Source organism: Candidatus Poriferisocius sp. (genome assembly GCF_965208475.1).
Lineage (GTDB): Bacteria > Actinomycetota > Acidimicrobiia > Acidimicrobiales > Bin134 > Poriferisocius.
On the sequence record NZ_OZ242338.1, the window covers coordinates 2001306 to 2018602 of the forward strand.

Annotated in this window: 21 protein-coding genes; 13 read left to right on the top strand and 8 right to left on the bottom strand. The window is 64.7% G+C overall.

Going from position 1 to position 17297, the window contains the following annotated elements; translation table 11 throughout:
* Nucleotides 1-53: 53 nt before the first annotated feature.
* Nucleotides 54-821: a polyphosphate--glucose phosphotransferase gene (gene ppgK, locus ACOGXA_RS09420; RefSeq protein WP_419923626.1), complete on the top strand. Its 768-nt coding sequence runs from the start codon at nucleotides 54-56 to the stop codon at nucleotides 819-821.
* A 54-nt stretch (nucleotides 822-875) separates the two neighbouring features.
* Nucleotides 876-1661 carry an SDR family NAD(P)-dependent oxidoreductase gene (locus tag ACOGXA_RS09425; protein WP_419923627.1) on the top strand — a complete coding sequence of 262 codons (786 nt, stop codon included), beginning with the start codon at nucleotides 876-878 and terminating at the stop codon, nucleotides 1659-1661.
* Between the two features lie 19 nt (nucleotides 1662-1680).
* On the opposite strand, the gene ACOGXA_RS09430 is transcribed toward ACOGXA_RS09425, so the two are convergent.
* From ACOGXA_RS09430 to ACOGXA_RS09450, 5 genes are all read right to left on the bottom strand, one after another.
* Entirely contained in the window at nucleotides 1681-2484 is an 804-nt protein-coding gene (locus tag ACOGXA_RS09430; protein WP_419923628.1) for a thioesterase family protein, read from the bottom strand.
* A gap of 154 nt (nucleotides 2485-2638) precedes the next feature.
* Entirely contained in the window at nucleotides 2639-3250 is a 612-nt protein-coding gene (locus ACOGXA_RS09435) for a hypothetical protein (RefSeq protein WP_419923629.1), read from the bottom strand.
* Between the two features lie 78 nt (nucleotides 3251-3328).
* Entirely contained in the window at nucleotides 3329-3997 is a 669-nt protein-coding gene (locus ACOGXA_RS09440) for a transcriptional regulator (RefSeq protein ID WP_419923630.1), read from the bottom strand.
* Entirely contained in the window at nucleotides 3979-4827 is an 849-nt protein-coding gene (locus ACOGXA_RS09445) for a TIGR04255 family protein (protein WP_419923631.1), read from the bottom strand. Before ACOGXA_RS09445 ends, ACOGXA_RS09440 begins: the two co-directional genes overlap by 19 nt.
* Before the next feature lie 79 nt (nucleotides 4828-4906).
* Complete coding sequence (locus ACOGXA_RS09450; protein WP_419923632.1) at nucleotides 4907-5074, bottom strand: hypothetical protein; 168 nt, start codon at nucleotides 5072-5074, stop codon at nucleotides 4907-4909.
* 51 nt (nucleotides 5075-5125) lie between these two features.
* Here ACOGXA_RS09450 and ACOGXA_RS09455 point away from each other — a divergent pair, with 51 nt between their 5' ends.
* From ACOGXA_RS09455 to ACOGXA_RS09465, 3 genes are all read left to right on the top strand, one after another.
* On the top strand, nucleotides 5126-5386 hold the full coding sequence (locus ACOGXA_RS09455) for a hypothetical protein (RefSeq protein WP_419923633.1): 261 nt from the start codon (nucleotides 5126-5128) through the stop codon (nucleotides 5384-5386).
* 72 nt (nucleotides 5387-5458) lie between these two features.
* Nucleotides 5459-5737, top strand: coding sequence for a type II toxin-antitoxin system Phd/YefM family antitoxin (locus ACOGXA_RS09460; protein ID WP_419923634.1), 279 nt, complete (start codon nucleotides 5459-5461; stop codon nucleotides 5735-5737).
* Entirely contained in the window at nucleotides 5734-6150 is a 417-nt protein-coding gene (locus ACOGXA_RS09465; protein WP_419923635.1) for a type II toxin-antitoxin system VapC family toxin, read from the top strand. Before ACOGXA_RS09460 ends, ACOGXA_RS09465 begins: the two co-directional genes overlap by 4 nt.
* A gap of 48 nt (nucleotides 6151-6198) precedes the next feature.
* Here the strand turns inward: ACOGXA_RS09465 and ACOGXA_RS09470 are convergent, their stop codons facing one another.
* On the bottom strand, nucleotides 6199-8304 hold the full coding sequence (locus tag ACOGXA_RS09470) for a DEAD/DEAH box helicase (RefSeq protein WP_419923636.1): 2106 nt from the start codon (nucleotides 8302-8304) through the stop codon (nucleotides 6199-6201).
* Nucleotides 8305-8684: 380 nt separating this feature from the next.
* Here ACOGXA_RS09470 and ACOGXA_RS09475 point away from each other — a divergent pair, with 380 nt between their 5' ends.
* On the top strand, nucleotides 8685-8900 hold the full coding sequence (locus ACOGXA_RS09475) for a helix-turn-helix domain-containing protein (RefSeq protein ID WP_419923637.1): 216 nt from the start codon (nucleotides 8685-8687) through the stop codon (nucleotides 8898-8900).
* 178 nt (nucleotides 8901-9078) lie between these two features.
* Here the strand turns inward: ACOGXA_RS09475 and ACOGXA_RS09480 are convergent, their stop codons facing one another.
* Nucleotides 9079-10791, bottom strand: coding sequence for an N-acyl-D-amino-acid deacylase family protein (locus ACOGXA_RS09480; protein WP_419923638.1), 1713 nt, complete (start codon nucleotides 10789-10791; stop codon nucleotides 9079-9081).
* Between the two features lie 85 nt (nucleotides 10792-10876).
* On the opposite strand from ACOGXA_RS09480, the gene ACOGXA_RS09485 reads away from it, so the two are divergent.
* The 4 genes from ACOGXA_RS09485 to ACOGXA_RS09500 all read left to right on the top strand — a co-directional run bounded on the left by ACOGXA_RS09485 (nucleotide 10877) and on the right by ACOGXA_RS09500 (nucleotide 12622).
* A complete protein-coding gene (locus ACOGXA_RS09485) occupies nucleotides 10877-11077 on the top strand; it encodes a hypothetical protein (protein ID WP_419923639.1) in 201 nt (66 codons plus the stop codon).
* On the top strand, nucleotides 11074-11478 hold the full coding sequence (locus tag ACOGXA_RS09490) for a type II toxin-antitoxin system death-on-curing family toxin (RefSeq protein WP_419923640.1): 405 nt from the start codon (nucleotides 11074-11076) through the stop codon (nucleotides 11476-11478). The genes ACOGXA_RS09485 and ACOGXA_RS09490 overlap by 4 nt, the downstream gene beginning before the upstream one ends.
* 585 nt (nucleotides 11479-12063) lie before the next feature.
* Nucleotides 12064-12195, top strand: coding sequence for a hypothetical protein (locus tag ACOGXA_RS09495; RefSeq protein WP_419923641.1), 132 nt, complete (start codon nucleotides 12064-12066; stop codon nucleotides 12193-12195).
* Nucleotides 12196-12199: 4 nt separating this feature from the next.
* On the top strand, nucleotides 12200-12622 hold the full coding sequence (locus tag ACOGXA_RS09500; RefSeq protein WP_419923642.1) for a PIN domain-containing protein: 423 nt from the start codon (nucleotides 12200-12202) through the stop codon (nucleotides 12620-12622).
* A 56-nt stretch (nucleotides 12623-12678) separates the two neighbouring features.
* On the opposite strand, the gene ACOGXA_RS09505 is transcribed toward ACOGXA_RS09500, so the two are convergent.
* Nucleotides 12679-14394, bottom strand: a complete 1716-nt coding sequence (locus ACOGXA_RS09505) for an N-acyl-D-amino-acid deacylase family protein (protein ID WP_419923643.1) — start codon at nucleotides 14392-14394, stop codon at nucleotides 12679-12681.
* Between the two features lie 76 nt (nucleotides 14395-14470).
* Between ACOGXA_RS09505 and ACOGXA_RS09510 the strand changes: the two genes are divergently transcribed.
* The 3 genes from ACOGXA_RS09510 to ACOGXA_RS09520 are packed head-to-tail and all read left to right on the top strand — an operon-like array spanning nucleotide 14471 to nucleotide 17295.
* Nucleotides 14471-15673 carry an amidohydrolase family protein gene (locus ACOGXA_RS09510; protein ID WP_419923644.1) on the top strand — a complete coding sequence of 401 codons (1203 nt, stop codon included), beginning with the start codon at nucleotides 14471-14473 and terminating at the stop codon, nucleotides 15671-15673.
* Nucleotides 15674-15713: 40 nt separating this feature from the next.
* Nucleotides 15714-16880: an amidohydrolase family protein gene (locus tag ACOGXA_RS09515; protein WP_419923645.1), complete on the top strand. Its 1167-nt coding sequence runs from the start codon at nucleotides 15714-15716 to the stop codon at nucleotides 16878-16880.
* A gap of 4 nt (nucleotides 16881-16884) precedes the next feature.
* On the top strand, nucleotides 16885-17295 hold the full coding sequence (locus ACOGXA_RS09520) for an RpiB/LacA/LacB family sugar-phosphate isomerase (RefSeq protein ID WP_419923646.1): 411 nt from the start codon (nucleotides 16885-16887) through the stop codon (nucleotides 17293-17295).
* The last annotated feature ends 2 nt before the right edge of the window (nucleotides 17296-17297 follow it).

Sequence of the window (17297 nt, forward strand, 5' to 3'; positions counted from 1 at the left end):
CCTGCTGAGGAGGGTCGCTGGTATTTTCGTCGGGCGGGAGACCGGTGACGGCAATGAGCGCAGCATTCGGCATCGACATAGGGGGAAGCGGCATGAAGGCCGCGCCGGTGGATGTGGACACCGGCGAGTTGCTCGACAAGCGTTACCGGATTCCCACTCCCAAACCTGGCACTCCCGGCGAGGTGGCCGAGGTGGTGGCTGAGCTGGTGACATCATTCGGGTGGGATGGACCGGTGGGCTGCGCCTTTCCCGCGCCCATTACCGGGGGCACCGTCAAGTGGGTGGCCCACTTGGACGATTCATGGGCCGGCGTCGATGTCGCCAAGACGATGAGCGTCCGGATCGGCGCCCCAGTGACGATCATCAACGACGCCGACGCCGCGGGGGTCGCCGAGATGACCCACGGCGCCGGGGTGGGCCGGCCGGGGACGGTGTGCTTCACCGCTTTCGGCACGGGGATCGGCAGTTCGGTGTTCGTGAACGGGCGCCTGGTGCCCAACACCGAGTTCGGCCACCTCTATCTCGCTGGTCATGCAGACGACGTGGAGTCGTACACGGCGGCCAGGGTCCGCAAACGGGATGATTTGGACTGGCCAGCGTGGGTGGGTCGAGTGCAGGAGTACTTGGAGCATCTTGAGAAGATCATCTCGCCCGGCCTGTTCATACTCGGCGGGGGAATCAGCAAGAACTTCGACGTGTGGGGCCCGTTGCTGGACATTGACACTGAATTCGTGGTTGCCGAGATGAGGAACAACGCCGGGATAGTCGGTGCGGCCATGGCGTCGGTCGGCGGAGACGCAGCTCGTTCCGACACCGGCTGACCTCCTAAATCTCGCCGTACTGCCACTTCGCAGGCACACCGCTAGTGTCCGGGCATGTCGTTTTCCATCGAAGGCTCCGTGGCCGTGGTCACCGGGGCCACCCGAGGCATCGGCCGCCAAATCGCCTTCCGGTTGGGCCGGGCCGGCGCCCGACTGTTGGTGGTGGGCCGTACCGGGACCGACGATCCCGACGCCATACTGCCGGGATCGCTGCCCGAAGTGGTGGCTGCTCTGGGCACCGAGGGGATCGAGGCCCGCAGCGTGCAGGCCAACCTGACCTCGTCCGACGAAACCGCCCGAATCGTGGACCAAACCCTGGAGTGGTACGGCGGCTGCGACATTCTGGTGAACAATGCGGGCTACACCTCCAACGGGCCGATCATCGAGGTGCCCTGGTCGCGCTGGGAGCGGGCCTTCCGGGTGCAGGTGGTGGGGCCGATGCAGCTCTGCCAGGGCTTCGTGCCGGGGATGCTGGAGCGGGGTTCGGGCCGGGTGCTCAGCGTGAGCTCGGGGTCGGCCACCGCCATCAGCCCGAACCTTGCCCTGTATTCCACCTCCAAGCAGGCCATGGAGCGGTGGAACGCATCCATGCACCTGGAACTGGGCGGCCGGGGAGTAGCGTTCAACGTGCTGCGGGTGGACACCATCGTGTCCACCGAGGGGTGGTGGCACGTCTACAACACCCAAGGCGCCGAGATCGCCACCGGCGGGGCCGGCCTCGAGACCCTGAAAACCCCGGAGCACACCGCACAGTGCGACGACTGGATGATCCGCCAGCCCGGAGATTGGAGCGGCCACGTGGTCGGCTTCGACGACATCACCGCCCTCGGCGGCCCCTGACCCTGATGGTGCAACCCGCTCAGTAGCGGCTGCGGGACTCGATGAACAGGGAGGCGTTGCTGAGGGCGCAGAGGCCGGCCTCATCGAACAGCCGGGCTCGGGATTGGCCGATTCCGTCGGCGTCGGCCCAGGTTTCCGCGTCGATGCCGATCCGGCTGCTGGTCGGATAGCGCAGCACGTGGATGCTCAAATCGGTGTTTATCGACACGAATTGATCGAAGGGCAAGAACGAGCCCAAACCGCTGGTGAAGTCGGACATGGCCATCAGGTTGACCAGCGGCGATGTCTCCTCGCCCCGCATGAAGGGCACCAAGAGGCGAACCCATGTCTTGCTGGGGGTGCCTCCAAGTGGACTGCCTACAACCCGGTCAAACTCCACCACGTGGGGAAAGCCATCGGGCATCACCGCCCGGGGGTTGAATGCCAGGGGCCGCTCGGAGCTGCCCGGCGGAGGGGGCAGCGGTGCGTCGGGCTGGCGGTCGGACGAGACCTCGATCTCAGCTCCGGTGCGCACCGAAACCGCCATCGCCGAGGCCACCAGCAGGTCTCCATCGTGAAGTTCGGCCCTCACAGTTTGGATCCGCTTGCCAGTGCGGAGCACCTCAGTGGAGACGGCCAGCGGCTTCAACGGCACCCGGCGCAGCATGTCGAGGGTGAAGCGGGTCACTCGCATGGGCACCGGCGTGGGCACCTGCTCTACGGCCCGGGCCAGCACCCCGGCCACCGCGCCGCCGTGCTGAACGCCGGGATCCCACGGCCCCTGGGCCTTGATGGTGGGGACAACGGCGCCGCCGTCCAGGTAGAAAATGGCATCATCGCCCACGAAGCCTGCAAGGTAGTACCGCCTAGTGCGGGGTCACGAGGCGAAACTGCCGGCGACACGCCGCCACCCAACCAGACAGAAGCAGCCGATGAGGCTATGGGATGGCCAAAGTCCACGCCGCCTGCATCGACACCTGGATCGCCTCGCTGCTGTCCTAGTCCCGCAGATGACTCCTCATCTGCCGCCGTAAACCGGCCCGCCGCTGCGGTGCCTTGATCTGATGTTGTCGATTTGCCCCTGATTCATCTGAAGACCGAATCCAATCATGGAACGCTTGGGCTGCCTTGCCTGGGTCTTCGCCTTTGTCAATGGCGTGTGCCACCCATTCCTCTTCCATGTCGGCCTCTTCGAAGACTGCATCGGAAGCCTCGCCCAACCGATACGTAGGCACAAGAAACCTGGTGAGATACCAGATGAACCGCTGCTGCAAAAGGTTGACACCATACGGCGTCATACAGGCCACCCGCTCTGTCGTTGGCAATGCCGCCGATTCCACCAGCCCCATCTCGTCAAAGCGCGCCGAGTGATGCGCGCCCGTCAATCCAGGCAAGGGCATTACTTTGAAATAGCCCGTCCTCCACCTATTGAAGCGAATCTCCTCGCCGGGTGCTACCCGGACCATGATTAGCCGCTTCGTCAGCCTCACGCCGTCCACTCTCATGGAGCAGGGGTGGGTCAGCACGATCGCAAGACCCTCGCCATCCGCTCCCGGCACGGTAACACCGGGAAAGACATCACCTGTCAGCACAGGGCGGGCAGCCTCCACCTCTTCTGGCGATGCGGCGAGGTAGAGGTCTGAAGCTGAGGCTGGGCACTCGAGTTCCTCCTGTGACAACTCGCTCCTTCAACTCTCTTGCTCGACAAGCCGCATTCCTGGCAAACCATCAGGCGCGGTGAACACTTCGACTGCTGACGCGTAGCGACCTCGCCACCCCGGCTCGAACTCATCCAATACTTGCGAGGGGTTCTCCCCACGGTTGCAGGCCAACCGCAGCACAAGGTCTGAACGATCTCCTGCCAGCAGATCCAACCCTGTGGTCGGTGCGTCAGCATGCAAAGGCGTTTCCAGCCAACCAGCAACGTCCTCAATCAGATATTTGTCACTGGCTATTTGGCAGAGGGCCACCATCTGGGCGACCCGCCTGCGGTTCTCGCCAGTAGCAGGCGATCCCATGCGCCACTTTCGCAGAGCAGGGACTGATACTTGGGCAACACGGGCGATCGCCCGCCACGAGAACCCCAACCCGTTCAGTTCCTGAAGCAGCCTGGTTAGATCTTCCCTGGCCCGCTGATTGGCTGAAGCCTGCAACTCGACCGCCAACGCATCAGAATGCAGCACATCTACAGACAAGTGCAGTTGGCTCGTGTCGTCAGCCAACATCTTCGTCCGGTTCCTGAGATGGCCAGCCTCTTCGGCCACATCGCTGATCGTTCGAGTAGGAGGATCGATGTCCCAGTAGCGGCCGATCGATGCACCAGTCGGTGACTGCCCGATCAAGTCAGCTTTTCCCATTGCTCATCCCCCTCTAGTCGGCTAAACACCTCATCGCGCAGCTTGTCGGTAACTGCGATCTGGAAAAACTCTCGAACCGGTGCATGCAGCAGGTCGCAACGCTCAAGAATCCAGTCTGCGTTGAACTCCGGCACTTGCTCCTCCCCCAGCCAGAATGAATCTGAGTCCAGCAGAAAGAAGAGTCCCGAACGAGACGGGTTCTTGCGGCGTGTCGGAATCTGGGGATCCACTGCGTAGCCCTCTTGTGGACCGTAGCGGACGACCAGCGTCGAGCCGGCCGTCGTCTGGTACTGCGCGACTCCCTGCCAAACGGATGGTCGCATGTGTTCGGGGATGAATTCGGGGGCAGCCCCTGCCAACAGATGTTTGTCGATGTAGCCCCGCCAATCGCCAGGCGCTGACTCGATGCCGGGAACTCGGATCTCGTCGATATAGCGAAGTCCAACTCTCAGCACACCGTCTGGTCGGCTCACCCGCTCCAGTGCGACAATCGCTTCGCTCACGAGGGGGCGGAAGTGCTCCTCCCAACCCGCATAGGCCGTGGTCTCCAACACGAGTGCATCCTGCTTGACCAGCAGGGCTGTGGTCCGATCCCGAGTGCCGAACCGCGGGAACATCCGGCGCTGAACAGACGCCGGGGCCGACGCCCCGACCGCCACCGCGAACTGCTCCTCGATCTGGGACTCCATCAGGGGCAGATACTCGTTAAGTGCGCTCTTGAGGCCCGCTCGCTCGCTGTCTCCCAGCCCGTCTGCAATCTCGGGATAGCGGATCTCCAGCACGGTCAGGACCAGAGGCGGGTTGGGGAATGGAGGCGTGCTGCCCGGCATATGATCACCTGTAACCAAAAGTGTAACTGAACTCGACACTAGATCATACGAATTACCAGTGACGAGGCAACCAAGACGATCAATCGTCGAAATCCTCGGGGTCCAGCACCATGTCCCAGCGGTCGCCGCAGTCTGAGCAGCGGTAGGCCACCGAGTCACCGGGCAAAGGCGGGTCATCCTCGGGCCAGTGCGTGATCCGGTGGCACTGCCCCCCGCAGTCCACACACACAATCCGATCGGCGATCACCGCTACAGTGTGCCACCTTCCCAGCGGCGGGCTAAGGCACAATTGAGCCCTATGACCACCGCCGTTGATGATCACCACCGCGTCTGGGTCCTTCTGGTCGAGCGGGACATACGTGATGGTGCCAACCTTCACTTGTTCCACGACGAGACCTCTGCAACGAAAGCTGCTCATCGGTATCTCCGCAAAGCCTGGGTGAACGGCCACAAGGACATGCCAGCCAATGTCTACGAGGCAATCGAGCAGTACAACCAGGGTCAAGCCTATGGAGAGGAGCACATCCTCCTCTCACCATGGGCTATTGAGAGCCACTGAAGCACTAGTCCCGAAGACGATCCTATTCGACCATAGTCGCTGTCTATGGTCAACACTGCTAGTCTGTTGGCCGTGACACCGACAAATGCTGCCCGGGTTGTTCCTGCGGGAGAGTTCAAAGCCAAGTGCCTCCAGCTCATGGATGAGGTGGATCAGACCGGTGAATCGATCCTCATCACCAAGCGGGGCAGGCCCGTGTCGATCTTGATGCCGGTCACATCGGAAGCTCCCGGCATCTGCGGCCGCTACAAAGACAGGGTGCGGATACCCGACGAAGGGCTTCCCAAGGCATTCACCGCCACAGAGTGGGCCGACATCATCGACAGCGCCGGGGCAGACGACACCGAATGATTCTCGACACCAACGCCCTGTTGTGGAGCGTTATCGGCGACACGTCCAAAGTCAGCCGTGAAGTGCAAGCAGAGATCGATGCTCGGGTGTCCACCGGCGATGCCGCAGTTTCAGCAATAACGTTCTGGGAGATGAGACACGCGCGCCGCAAGAGCAATCCGGCGGTCGCGCTGCCTCCGATTGCCGGGCTTCGACAAGACCTGCTGCGCAGCGGGCTGCGTGAGATTCCGCTCACGGGCGACATCCTCATAAATGGCATCGAACTCTCTGACAGCGGCTTCCACGATGATCCGATGGACCAGATGATCGTGGCCACCGCACTGAGCGCGAACCTCCCCTTGGCCACCGCCGACCACCGAATACGAGCGTGGGCGGACCAAACCGGCCGCTTGGAGATCGTGCCGCTGCGGTAGCCGTGTGCTGCCCGGCCTTGAACAGCCTCCGGGCTACCGGTCGCCAACTCATCCCTCGCGCAGATGCTCCCATTCGTCGAGAAGGCTGGAGTCGGTGGAGCGCACCAGGTTGCGGAGCTCGTCGGTGAGGCTGGCGAGGGCGTCATTGACGGCAGCAGGGGGAACGGTCTGGACCAGGGCCTTGCAGCAGTCGGACAAGTAGCGCAATAGCACGCCCTCGGAGCGCTTGATGCCGTATCGGGAGACGTACTGGTTGAAGGTGTCGCCTACTTCCATGAGGTCGCGGGCCACCGACTTGGGGCTGGGGCGGTGGTGGCCTACCCAGGGGTGGTAGCGGGCGAACACCGCGAAGGCCGGCTCGATGAACCCGGCCTCGGGGCGGGGCCAGGTGACCTCCGACAACCGCTCCAAGCGCTCCTCGTAGGTCACCCGCTCGGCCTTCAGTTGCGCCATGAGGTCGTCGCGGGCTTTGTCCCGCTGGGCCAACAGCACCGGCGAGGGATCCTCCAACACCGACTCCACCACGCTGAGGGCCTGGAAGTGATAGTCGGGAGCGTCCATTTCGAGCGCGTCAAGCGCCTCCACCGCGAACAGCCCGAGGGGCTGGTTGAGCCGGAACTCGTCTTGCAGGTCGAGGTTCACCCGCACCGGGCGGCCCCGGCCATCGGGGGCATCCAGCACCTCCACGATCTCGGAGTCGATCAGCGATCTGAATACCCCCACCGCCCGGCGGATGTGGGCCCGCTGGCGGGCGCGGGGCTCGTGGTTGTCGGTCAACAGGCGCTTCATGGCCGCACAGCCGTCGCCGGGCCGGTCGAGCACGTTGAGCATCATGGAGTGGGTCACCGCGAAGCTCGACTCCAGGGTCTCCGGGCGCCCATGCCACAGCCGGTTCAAGGTGTCGCCGTCGTAGTGGGCATAGTTGTGATCGGGCGGCGATTTCTTCCTCAGCTTGCGGCGTTTGACCGGATCGGAAGCGGCCTTGGCCTCGGCCCGGCGGTTCTCGATGATGTGCTCGGGCGCCTGAACCCACACACTGCCCTCCTCGTCGAACCCCCGCCGTCCGGCCCGGCCCGCGATCTGCTGGAAATCCCGCACCGACAGCACCCGGGTGCGGCGGCCGTCGTATTTGTACAGGCGGGTGAACAGCACGGTGCGGATGGGCACGTTCACCCCCACGCCCAAAGTGTCGGTGCCGCAGATCAGCTTCAGATGCCCCTGTTGGGCCAGCTTCTCCACCAGCAGCCGGTATTTGGGCAAAAGCCCGGCGTGGTGTACCCCCACCCCGGCCAGCACGAAGCGGCGCAGGTCCTTGCCGAACGGGGTGTCGAAGCGGAATCCGCCGATCGCCTCCTTCACATCCGCTTTGGCGTGAGGATCCAGCACGTCGAGGCTGGTGAGGCTCTGGGCCTGGGCGGTGGCCTCCCGCTGGGTGAAGTGGACAATGTAAACCGGCGCCTTGTCGACGGCCAGCAACTCGGCGATGGACACGTGCAGCGCCGTCTCCCGGTACTCGACGTCCAGCGGCACTGGCCGCTGCGCTGACGCCACCAGCGCAATGGGTCGTCCGTTGCGCTGGCTGAGATCCCGGCGCAGGGCAGTGGTGTCGCCCAGGGTGGCCGACATCAAAAGGAACTGGGGGCGGCTCAGCTCCAGCAGCGGCACCTGCCAGGCCCAGCCCCGGTCCCGGTCGCCGTAGTAGTGGAACTCGTCCATCACCACGAGGTCGGCTTCGGCGTCGCTTCCCGACCGCAGGACCCGCTGGGCCAATATCTCGGCCGTGCAGGCGATCACCGGCGCATTCCCGTTCACGGTGGCGTCACCGGTGACCATCCCCACCCGCTCGGCCCCGAAGGCGGCCATCAGCTCGAAGAACTTCTCGCTGACCAGCGCCTTGATCGGCGCGGTGTACACCGCCCGCCGGCCCTGGGCCAGCGCGGCGAACGTACCGGCCAGCGCCACCAGCGACTTTCCCGACCCGGTGGGGGTGGCCAGCACCACGTTGTCGCCCGAAAGCAACCGCAGCACCGCCTCCTCCTGATGGGGGTACAGCTCCAGCCCGGCTGCCTCCGCCCAATCGCAGAGGGCGCCCAGCAACTCATCGGGATCGCCCCCATCGGGCATGAAGTCACCGAGGACAGGCGGGGCAGACATGGCTCAACCAGGGTAGGGGCGCCCGTGGCGTGACATGCCGATCCGGTGGTGATACCCCGATCTTGGCCGCAGGGTGCTACTCCTGCTGTTCCAAGGCCCGCCATTCCGCGAGATTTCCGAAAATTTCCAACAAATCTTGGCACCCCTTTCTCCACATTGTTTTCCACAATGCACCATTCCAAAGTCGCAGGTCAGCTGCATGATTTGAGATATACACAGGCTAGAAGTGCAGAGACGGGGAGAAGCTACCCGCAAATTCCCACCTGAGATCCCGATCAGGTGGGAACTATTTGAGAGTTTCACTCGCGAGAATGCCTGCCCCATCTCCGCCAGTGCCATGGCCCATGGCTCAGGCGGGGCAAAGAGGAAGGAGCACACTCATGAACTACCCTGCGGAAAACCTTGTCGGCCCGGCCGGTGCCTGCCAGATCCTTGGCATTGACCTTCACGGCTTGCTGCAAGGCATCAACGACGGCATCGTGCCCGCCTACCGCATCGGCGAGGCAGTACGGTTCCGTCCCTCAGAGCTGCGTCACCCTGCTCTGTCCGGCCTAGCCGAGCTCTACCGCTCCCGCCAAGGTCATTTCGCCGCCTGACCACCCCACCCTCCGTCCCCGGCCGCGTCAACCCCCGCGCGGCCGGGGGTGGCAGGGGCGTTGCTCCCCGCGGCGATGGCAATGCCGATCAACCCCCGCGCGGCCGGGGGTGGCAGGGCGCCCATCACCGTGGCCGGGCCCCTGGTGGCCCCTTCGCCCTGCGGGGCGTTGAGTCGGGTCAGGGCAGGACGGTCTCAGTGTCGCGGCCAGACCGCAACACAGTGCCGGGAGCCGTGCCGGTCACCTGGCCATCGACCACAATGTCGGTGCCGCCCACCAGCACCCGGTGGACGCCCTGGGCGCCGGCAAAAAGACGCATGCATTCGCCGGGCAGGTCAGTGCGGGCCTCAATGGGGTCAGAGGCCACCGTGGCCGGATCGAATACCACCAGATCGGCGTGCCAGCCTTCAGACACCCGACCCCGATCCTTCAGCCCGAACAGACGGGCAGGCACGTCGGTCATCAGCCGTACCGCCTCCTCCAGCGGAAGCAGCCCCCGATTGCGCACGATGTCGCCCAAGATGATGGTGAAGTATCGGGTGCCGCACATGCGATCGAGATGGGCCCCGGCATCGGAGCCGCCCACGATCACCCGGGGGTCCCGCCAATGCTCGGTCCGGTGGGCCCAACTCTCGGCAGAGTCGTCGGCATTTATGGGCCACAAGTCGGTGCGCAGATCGTCGGCCAGAACGATGTCGCAGAGGGTGTCAAACGGTTCCTGGCCCCGCTCAGCAGCGATGTCGCCCACTCGCCGTCCGGTCAGCCCTTCGTTCTCAGGGGCGAAAGTGGTGCCGATCTCCATGTTCTCCCACTGGGCCATGTGGTAGAAGCCACCGCTGCCGGTCTGGGCCTGCTCGTTGAGCCACCGCCGCTTCTCCGGGTCGGACAGCGCGGCCATCTTCTCTGCGTGGGGAAGGTTCATGGTGTCCTTCCACCCCGGCATGTTGTACAGCGGGCAATAGGTGGCAAAGCACAGCTTCAGCCCGCCGATGGTGGGCATCGACAACGCCACGATGCGCCCACCCACCTCGGCCGCGGCATCGGCTGCCCCGAGTTGGTGGTTGGTCCGGTCTTTGGTGTCGGCGCTCACCGTCAGCACGTTCCAATTGAGGGGCCGCTGGGCCCGGGCCGACATCTGGCTCATCAGCTCGATCTCCTCGTCGCTGAAGGTGCTCAGGCATCCAGAGGTGATGAACTCCAGCCAGGTGCCAGGGTGGTCGGACACTGCCCCGGCCAGGGCCAGTACTTCCTCGGTGGAGGAGAACCGGCTGGGCACGGGCTCGTTGTCGCCGTCCCAGTGGGTGCTGGACAGCGATGTGGAGAACCCCAGTCCCCCGGCGGCCAGCCCTTCGTGGAGGGCATTCACCATTTGGCCGAGTTGGTCAGGGCTTGCCGGCTTATCGGCGTCGGGACCCATCACATAGCGGCGCAGGGCCGAGTGGCCCACCAGGAATCCCGCGTTGACCGCGGTGCGGCCGTCGAGGCGGTCGAGGAATTCTCCGAACGTCTCCCAATCCCACGGCAACCCCTGCTCCAGCGCCGGCAGGGGCATCCCCTCCACCATGGCCATCATCTCTTGCAGGTACCTGGCGTCGTCGGGATTCACCGGAGCCAGCGAGAACCCGCAGTTGCCCCCCAGCACTGTGGTCACCCCGTGCATCGGCGACGGAGTGGCCGCCGGATCCCAGAACAATTGGGCGTCATAGTGGGTGTGGGGATCGATGAACCCCGGAGCCACCACCAGCCCGTTGGCATCCACCGTCCGGGCCGCCGCCCCGTCCACCTGCCCGATCTCCGCGATGCGCCCGTCAGAAATAGCCACATCAGCCACCACGGGAGCCACCCCGGTCCCATCCACAACCGTGCCGCCCCGAATCACCAAATCAAACATGCCCCCCACAGTAGGCGCGCCCCGTGACAAATCCCCTGGCGAAATGGGCCTACCGAAACTAGGGGGCTACCAGTAGAGTTGTCGCATGGTCGTGGAACTAGACCTAAGCCCTGACTGCGAAGCGGCGTTGCGGTCCGCTGCCCAACAAGCGGGGTGTACCGTGGATGAGACGGTTCACCTAGCCATCGAAGCCTTCGTCGAGCAGCAAGACTTGGAGCAATGGCGTGCGGCCGCTCGTCAAAATGTTGCCGACCACGCGGAGACCCTGCGACTCCTTGGAGAATGACCAGCCCACCCGGCCCCCTCAACCTCCCGAAACTGCTGGCCATCGCCGAGGAGTACTTTGGATCACCATTGCCGATACGTGAAATCGGCCTCTTGGAGTCCGCGGCTGCCCAGCCCTATGTCACGGTTTTCGGTGAAGACGCCTACCCCAGTCCCTGGGACAAGGCCGCTGTGCTGCTCAGAACAATCGTTTCAAACCACCCACTAGTTGACGGCAACAAACGACTGGGCTGGCTCGCTGCAACGGCTTTTCTCACCCGAGTTGGATACTCAACCAGCCACATCACGTCATCTGACGCTGTGGATTTGGTGCTCCGCGTTGCCACAGAACACCTGGAAATCGACACCATCGCCCGCGAGCTCCGCGCTCTCACTCTAGGCACCGAGAACAAGGAGACATAGGAAAGAGCCGCTCAGAGGGACGCCGTTACTGCCGTCCACGCACTGTCTCAAGACACAGCCGCCGCCATCCACGAATTTAGGTCCAATGTCAACAGGATCACTCTGACCTGAAAAACCGTTGACATCCCCGTAGCGGCATCGGTACATTGGCCATTGCCTGCGGTCCGGTTAGTAGGTGTAAGCCGAATGCAGCCGACATATCGCGGCGACGGGACCCCGGAACGCACGGGGTCCCTTTTTTTGCGCCATGAACTGCCCGGCCCACGATCTTCCCAGCGCGAAACGGCCCCGACCGGGGTCGGGGCCGTCGGGCCGGGGCTGCTCACCCCGGCGGGGTTGGCTTCATTCTGACCCAACGGCACTGGGACAAAACACGCATCAGGTGGCAGACAAAAATAGCATTACTGCTTGGACAAAAAGGGGCAAGGGTACCCACGAGGCCGCGCAATCAGCGGTCAGTGGACAGCTTGTTCAATTCAGAGTGGAAATGGGGTGACGAATCAGGCCTCTAGGCAGGGTAGTCTGGGATCCTGCCCACTCGTGGAGGTGATTATGTCCGACAGCACAGCAAACCAAGTGCCAAGCGTGCCTGTCCCAACCACGATCACAGAGATCACCCGCGACTTGGAGCCAATGGGCGATCCGAGTCAGTTCGCTATCGGGGACTTGACCCTCGAGGAAGAGGACGCGTTTTTCGCCATCATCGAAGACCTCTGACTGCATGCCCCAGCAAGTAGTGGTTGACACCATGGTGGCCAGTGCTTGGCTCGCCAACCGTCAAGTAGAGCGCCAGGTTCGCTGGTTGAAGGTTCTGACGCAGGCTCTGTGGGTACTTCCCTTCGTAGTCGTTGCCGAAATGCGCTTCGGGGCTGAGGTCGCCGGATGGGGTCCCCGACGCCGAGCGAGGCTGGAGCATGTGATAGCGCGCACCGGAGTAATGCCCCCGCTTGAAGACATCACTGACGCATATGTCAACCTGCGAACCTGGAGTGTTCGCAATGGACATGGTCTGAGCACCAAGAGCCACGAAGCTGACCGATGGGTCGCCGCTGTCGCCATTGCCGGAGAACTCCCACTCGCCACTGAGGACTCCATTTTCAACGGCCTCCCCATACTGCGGCTCCTCGATCCAGACGAGGCCTAGCATCATCACCGTAGCGAGATCACCATCCCAGACACTCCAATCGACATCGACACCCCCTACGGCAGCACGGTTTCGGTGTCGCGGCCGGAGCGGAGGAGGGTGCCGGGGGTGGCTCCTGTGGGGTCGCCTGCGGTGATGATCTCGGTGCCGTTGACCAGGACGTGCTCTACGCCCACGGCGCCGGCGTAGAGGCGCTCGCAGCCGCCGGGGAGGTCGGTGCGCTCCACGATGGGCTCAGAGGCCACGGTGTCGGGGTTGAACACCACCACATCAGCGCAGTACCCCTCGGCCACCCGGCCCCGATCCTTGAGGCCGAACAGGCGGGCGGGCTCGTCGGTCAGAAGCTGCACGCACTCCTCCATCGACAGCAGTCCCCGGTCGCGCACTGCGATGGCCAGCATCTCGGTGGGGAAGCGGGCACCGCACATGCGGTCGAGGTGGGCGCCGGCGTCGGAGCCGCCCACCAGCACCCGCTGGTCCCGCCACAGATCGGCCCGCTGCTGCCAGGCCAGGTCGATGTCGTCGGACGACTGGGGCCACAGCGCGGTCCGCAGGTCGTCGGCCACCACGATGTCGAGCAGGGCGTCGAACGGATCGATCCCCCGCTCCGCGGCGATGTCGCCCACCTTGCGCCCGGTGAGCCCCGCGTTCTCCGGGGCGTAGGTGTCGCCGATCTCCATGTTGGCCCAGGTGGAGATGAACTGGAACGGACCCTCCGAGCTGCGGGCCTGCTCATCCAGCCACCGCCGCACTGCGGGGTCGGCCAGCTTGGCCTTCTTCTCGTCGTGGTCCAGATACAACACGTCGCCCCAGTTGGGCAGCAGATACAGGGCGCAATAGCTGGCGAAGCTCATCTTCAGCCCGCCGATGGACGGCATCGACAGGGCCACGATGCGCCCCCCGGCCTCAGCAGCCGCATCCGACGCGCTGAGCTGATGGCGGGTGCGGTCCATCATGGTGGAGGCGTGCGAGAGCACGTTCCAGTTGAGCGGCCGCTGGGCCTGCACCGACATCTGGGTCATCAAGTCGATCTCTTCGTCGCTGAAGAAGGCATTGCAGCCGGTGATGATGAACTCCAGCCAGGTGCCGGGATGCTCAGACACTGCCCCGCACAAGGCCAGCATCTCGTCGCGGTCGGCGAAATACGACGGCACCGGGTCGTTGTTGCCGTCGGAGTGGGTGGTGGACTGCGACGAGGAGAACCCCAGCCCTCCGGCCGCCAACGCCTCGTGCAGCACCCGCACCATCTCGGCCACCTGCTCGCCCGAGGCCGCATTGCCGGTGCCCTCGGCCCCCATCACATAACGGCGCAGCGCCGAGTGGCCCACCAGGAACCCGGCGTTCACCCCGATGCGCCCATCAAGGGCATCCAGGTACTGGGCGAAACTCGACCAGCTCCACGGCAGGCCCTGCTCCAGGGCGGGCAGGGGCATCCCCTCCACCTTGGCCATCATCTGGCGTATGTAGTCGGCGTCGTCGGCCTTGAGGGGGGCCAGCGTGAACCCGCAGTTGCCGCCCAGCACGGTGGTCACCCCGTGCTCATTGGAGGGGGAGGCCAGCGGATCCCAGAACAGTTGGGCGTCGTAGTGGGTGTGGGCGTCGATGAATCCCGGCGCCACCACCAGCCCATCGGCGTCGATCACCTGGGCTGCGGCCCCATCGACCGCCCCGACGGACGTGATCCTCCCGTCGCTGATGCCCACATCGGCGACGAACCCCGGCGATCCGGTGCCGTCCACCACGGTGCCGCCTTTGATGATCAGATCAAGCATGGGCACAGGTTAGGCCACGCCTCTGACAAGCCCCACAGCAGGCCGTCGCTGCCCTGCCGCAGAGTACGCTCGGCCCATGCCTGAGATCCCCCGGATCATCTCGGTAGACGACCACATAGTGGAGCCCCCAACGCTGTGGACCGACCGCCTGCCCCGCAAATACCTCGACATCGGGCCCCGGGTGGTGCGCGAGACCGTTCGGAAAGACTTGGTAATCCACGACCACGAGCCGGTGTGGGTGGACAGCGACATGGAGCGGACGGTGGACTTCTGGCTCTACGAGGATCTCAAGCGCGCCCTCACCCGGCTGAGCGCGGCCTCCGGCTATCCCAGAGAGGAGGTAGACGCCCGGCCCATCAACTACGAGGAGATGCGCCCCGGCTGCTGGCAGCAAAAGGCCCGCCTCGACGACATGGATCTCAACCACGTCGAGGCCGCCATGTGCTTCCCGATGTTCCCCCGCTTCTGCGGACAGACATTCATGGAGGCCAACGACAAGGAACTGGCCCTGTTGTGCGTGCAGGCCTATAACGACTGGATGATCGAGGAGTGGTGCGGCGGCACCGGAAGCCGACTCATCCCGCTGCCGCTCATCCCCCTGTGGGATCCCCAACTGGCCGCCGCCGAGGTGCGCCGCAACGCCGACCGGGGAACCCATGCGGTGGCCTTCACCGAGCTGCCCACCAATCTGGGGCTGCCGTCCATCCACGACGCCGACGGCCACTGGGCGCCGTTGTTCGCGGCCTGCGAGGAGACGGCCACCGTTTTGTGCATGCACATCGGCTCGGGATCTCGCATGCCGTCCACCTCGCCCGATGCCCCGCCCGCGGTGCCCTCCACGCTCACGTTCAACAACACCATGGGGTCGCTGGCCGACTGGCTGTTCTCCGGGGCGTTCATCCGCTATCCCGACATCAAGATCGCCTACAGCGAGGGCCAGATCGGCTGGATCCCCTACATCTTGGAGCGGGCCGATGTGGTGTGGGAGCACAACCGGGGCTGGAACCGGGTGTGGGGGGTGATCCCCGAGCCGCCCAGCAGTTACTTCGCCGACCATGTGTACGGGTGTTTCTTCGACGACCGCTTCGGGCTGGCCAACCTCGACGCCATCGGGGTGAACAACGTGACCTTCGAAACCGACTACCCCCACTCCGACAGCACCTGGCCCCACACCAAGGAGATCGCCGAGAAGCTGTGCGAAGGGCTGTCCGACGAGGTGATCTACAAGATCATGCGGGGCAACGCCATCAAGATGCTGCACCTGCCATTCGAGGACTGATGGCCACTGACTGCAAGAGGAACAAGACCAAAGGAGCCCCATGAGCCCCACCAACATGATGATCTCGTCTGATTCCCACATCATCGAGCCGCCCGACTTGTGGACCGAGCGGGTAGCCACCGGGCCGATGGCCGAGCGGGTCCCGCAGGTGCGCCGCGAGCCGGGAGGCGACTGGTGGTACATCGACGGCCAGCGCTCCATGTCGTTTCTGGGGTTCCAAGCCGGCAACCGGTTCGACCAAGACCCCACCAAGCTCCGCATCGAGGCGTCGTTCGACGAGGTGCGCCCCGGTGCCTACGACCCGGAGAAGTTCATCGCCGACAACCGCACCGACGGGGTGGCCGCCTCGGTCATCTACCCCAGCGAGGCGCTGTTGGCCTACAGCATCGCCGATTCCGAACTGTGCTCGGCGACCATGGCCGCCTACAACGACTTCATCGCCGAGTTCTGCGCCCACGACCCTGAGAGGCTCAAAGGCATCGCCCTCATCAACGTGGACCACATCGACGAGGCCATCGCCGAGCTGACCCGGTGCCGCAACATGGGACTGGCCGGGGCGATGATCAGCGTGATGCCCCCCGCCGACCAGGGCTACGACAACCCCCGCTACGAGCCCTTCTGGTCGGCCGCGGTCGACCTCGACGTGCCCCTGTCGATGCACGTGGCCACCGGCCGGGCGCTTACCAGCGCCGGCGGCCAGGCCAAGAACGACATCCGGGCGGTGACAGAGGCGGCGTTCTACCTGCAAGACCACTTCGTGCGGAAGTCGCTGGGCGAGATGATCTTCGCCGGAGTGTTCGAGCGCCACCCGAACCTCAAGGTGGGATCGGTGGAGCACGAGGTGGGCTGGATCCCGTTCTGGCTGTTCCAGATGGACTACTGCTACACCGACCGGCCGCTGCGAGGCGATTGGCACCGCTTCGCCGATCCCGACGCCCGCCCCAGCCACTACTTCAGCTCCAACTGCTTCGTGAGCTTCCAGGAGGACGCGGTGGGCGTGAGGGTGCGAGACACCTTCGGCACCCACGCCCTCATGTGGGGCTCCGACTACCCCCACACCGAGTCCACCTTCCCCCGCTCCCGGGAGGTGGTGGCCGAAACCCTGGCCGGCGTGCCGGCCGACGAGCAGCAGATGATCCTTCGGGACAACTGCGCCTCCCTCTACGGCTTCGACCTCGCGCTCCTCGAGGCCGATCCACCGGAATGACGCCATGCGAATAGCGTTCGGGACCGACGAGCCCACTCCCCTTACCGAGGCGATCAAACAGCTCCTAGCCGACGGGGGCCACGCTGTGGTGGAGGCGGCCGCAGAAGGTGCGCCGTGGCCCGACGTAGGCCAAGCGGTGGGCGAGGCGGTGGTCGGCGACAGCGCCGAGGTGGGGGTGGTGTGCTGCTGGACCGGCACCGGGGTGTCGATCGCCGCCAACAAGGTGCCCGGCGTGCGGGCCGCGCTGTGTACCGATGCGGAGACCGCCCGCGGCGCCCGCCGCTGGAACGACGCCAACGTCTTGGCCATGAGCCTGCGCCTGGTGTCTGCCGAAGTGGCCGCCGAGATGATCAGCGCCTTCTTGGACACCGAGCCCGACCCCGACGAGTCTCCCCAGATCGCCAAGCTCGCGTAGCA

What these genes read in the sequence shown, in the direction of transcription:
- ACOGXA_RS09510 (WP_419923644.1), top strand. Translation starts at nt 14,471, where the DNA reads ATGCCTGAGATCCCCCGGATCATCTCGGTAGACGACCACATAGTGGAG.
- ACOGXA_RS09455 (WP_419923633.1), top strand. Translation starts at nt 5,126, where the DNA reads ATGACCACCGCCGTTGATGATCACCACCGCGTCTGGGTCCTTCTGGTC.
- ppgK (WP_419923626.1), top strand. Translation starts at nt 54, where the DNA reads ATGAGCGCAGCATTCGGCATCGACATAGGGGGAAGCGGCATGAAGGCC.
- ACOGXA_RS09515 (WP_419923645.1), top strand. Translation starts at nt 15,714, where the DNA reads ATGAGCCCCACCAACATGATGATCTCGTCTGATTCCCACATCATCGAG.
- ACOGXA_RS09470 (WP_419923636.1), bottom strand. Translation starts at nt 8,304, where the DNA reads ATGTCTGCCCCGCCTGTCCTCGGTGACTTCATGCCCGATGGGGGCGAT.
- ACOGXA_RS09520 (WP_419923646.1), top strand. Translation starts at nt 16,885, where the DNA reads ATGCGAATAGCGTTCGGGACCGACGAGCCCACTCCCCTTACCGAGGCG.
- ACOGXA_RS09475 (WP_419923637.1), top strand. Translation starts at nt 8,685, where the DNA reads ATGAACTACCCTGCGGAAAACCTTGTCGGCCCGGCCGGTGCCTGCCAG.
- ACOGXA_RS09500 (WP_419923642.1), top strand. Translation starts at nt 12,200, where the DNA reads ATGCCCCAGCAAGTAGTGGTTGACACCATGGTGGCCAGTGCTTGGCTC.
- ACOGXA_RS09505 (WP_419923643.1), bottom strand. Translation starts at nt 14,394, where the DNA reads ATGCTTGATCTGATCATCAAAGGCGGCACCGTGGTGGACGGCACCGGA.
- ACOGXA_RS09465 (WP_419923635.1), top strand. Translation starts at nt 5,734, where the DNA reads ATGATTCTCGACACCAACGCCCTGTTGTGGAGCGTTATCGGCGACACG.
- ACOGXA_RS09445 (WP_419923631.1), bottom strand. Translation starts at nt 4,827, where the DNA reads ATGCCGGGCAGCACGCCTCCATTCCCCAACCCGCCTCTGGTCCTGACC.
- ACOGXA_RS09480 (WP_419923638.1), bottom strand. Translation starts at nt 10,791, where the DNA reads ATGTTTGATTTGGTGATTCGGGGCGGCACGGTTGTGGATGGGACCGGG.
- ACOGXA_RS09425 (WP_419923627.1), top strand. Translation starts at nt 876, where the DNA reads ATGTCGTTTTCCATCGAAGGCTCCGTGGCCGTGGTCACCGGGGCCACC.
- ACOGXA_RS09490 (WP_419923640.1), top strand. Translation starts at nt 11,074, where the DNA reads ATGACCAGCCCACCCGGCCCCCTCAACCTCCCGAAACTGCTGGCCATC.
- ACOGXA_RS09485 (WP_419923639.1), top strand. Translation starts at nt 10,877, where the DNA reads ATGGTCGTGGAACTAGACCTAAGCCCTGACTGCGAAGCGGCGTTGCGG.
- ACOGXA_RS09440 (WP_419923630.1), bottom strand. Translation starts at nt 3,997, where the DNA reads ATGGGAAAAGCTGACTTGATCGGGCAGTCACCGACTGGTGCATCGATC.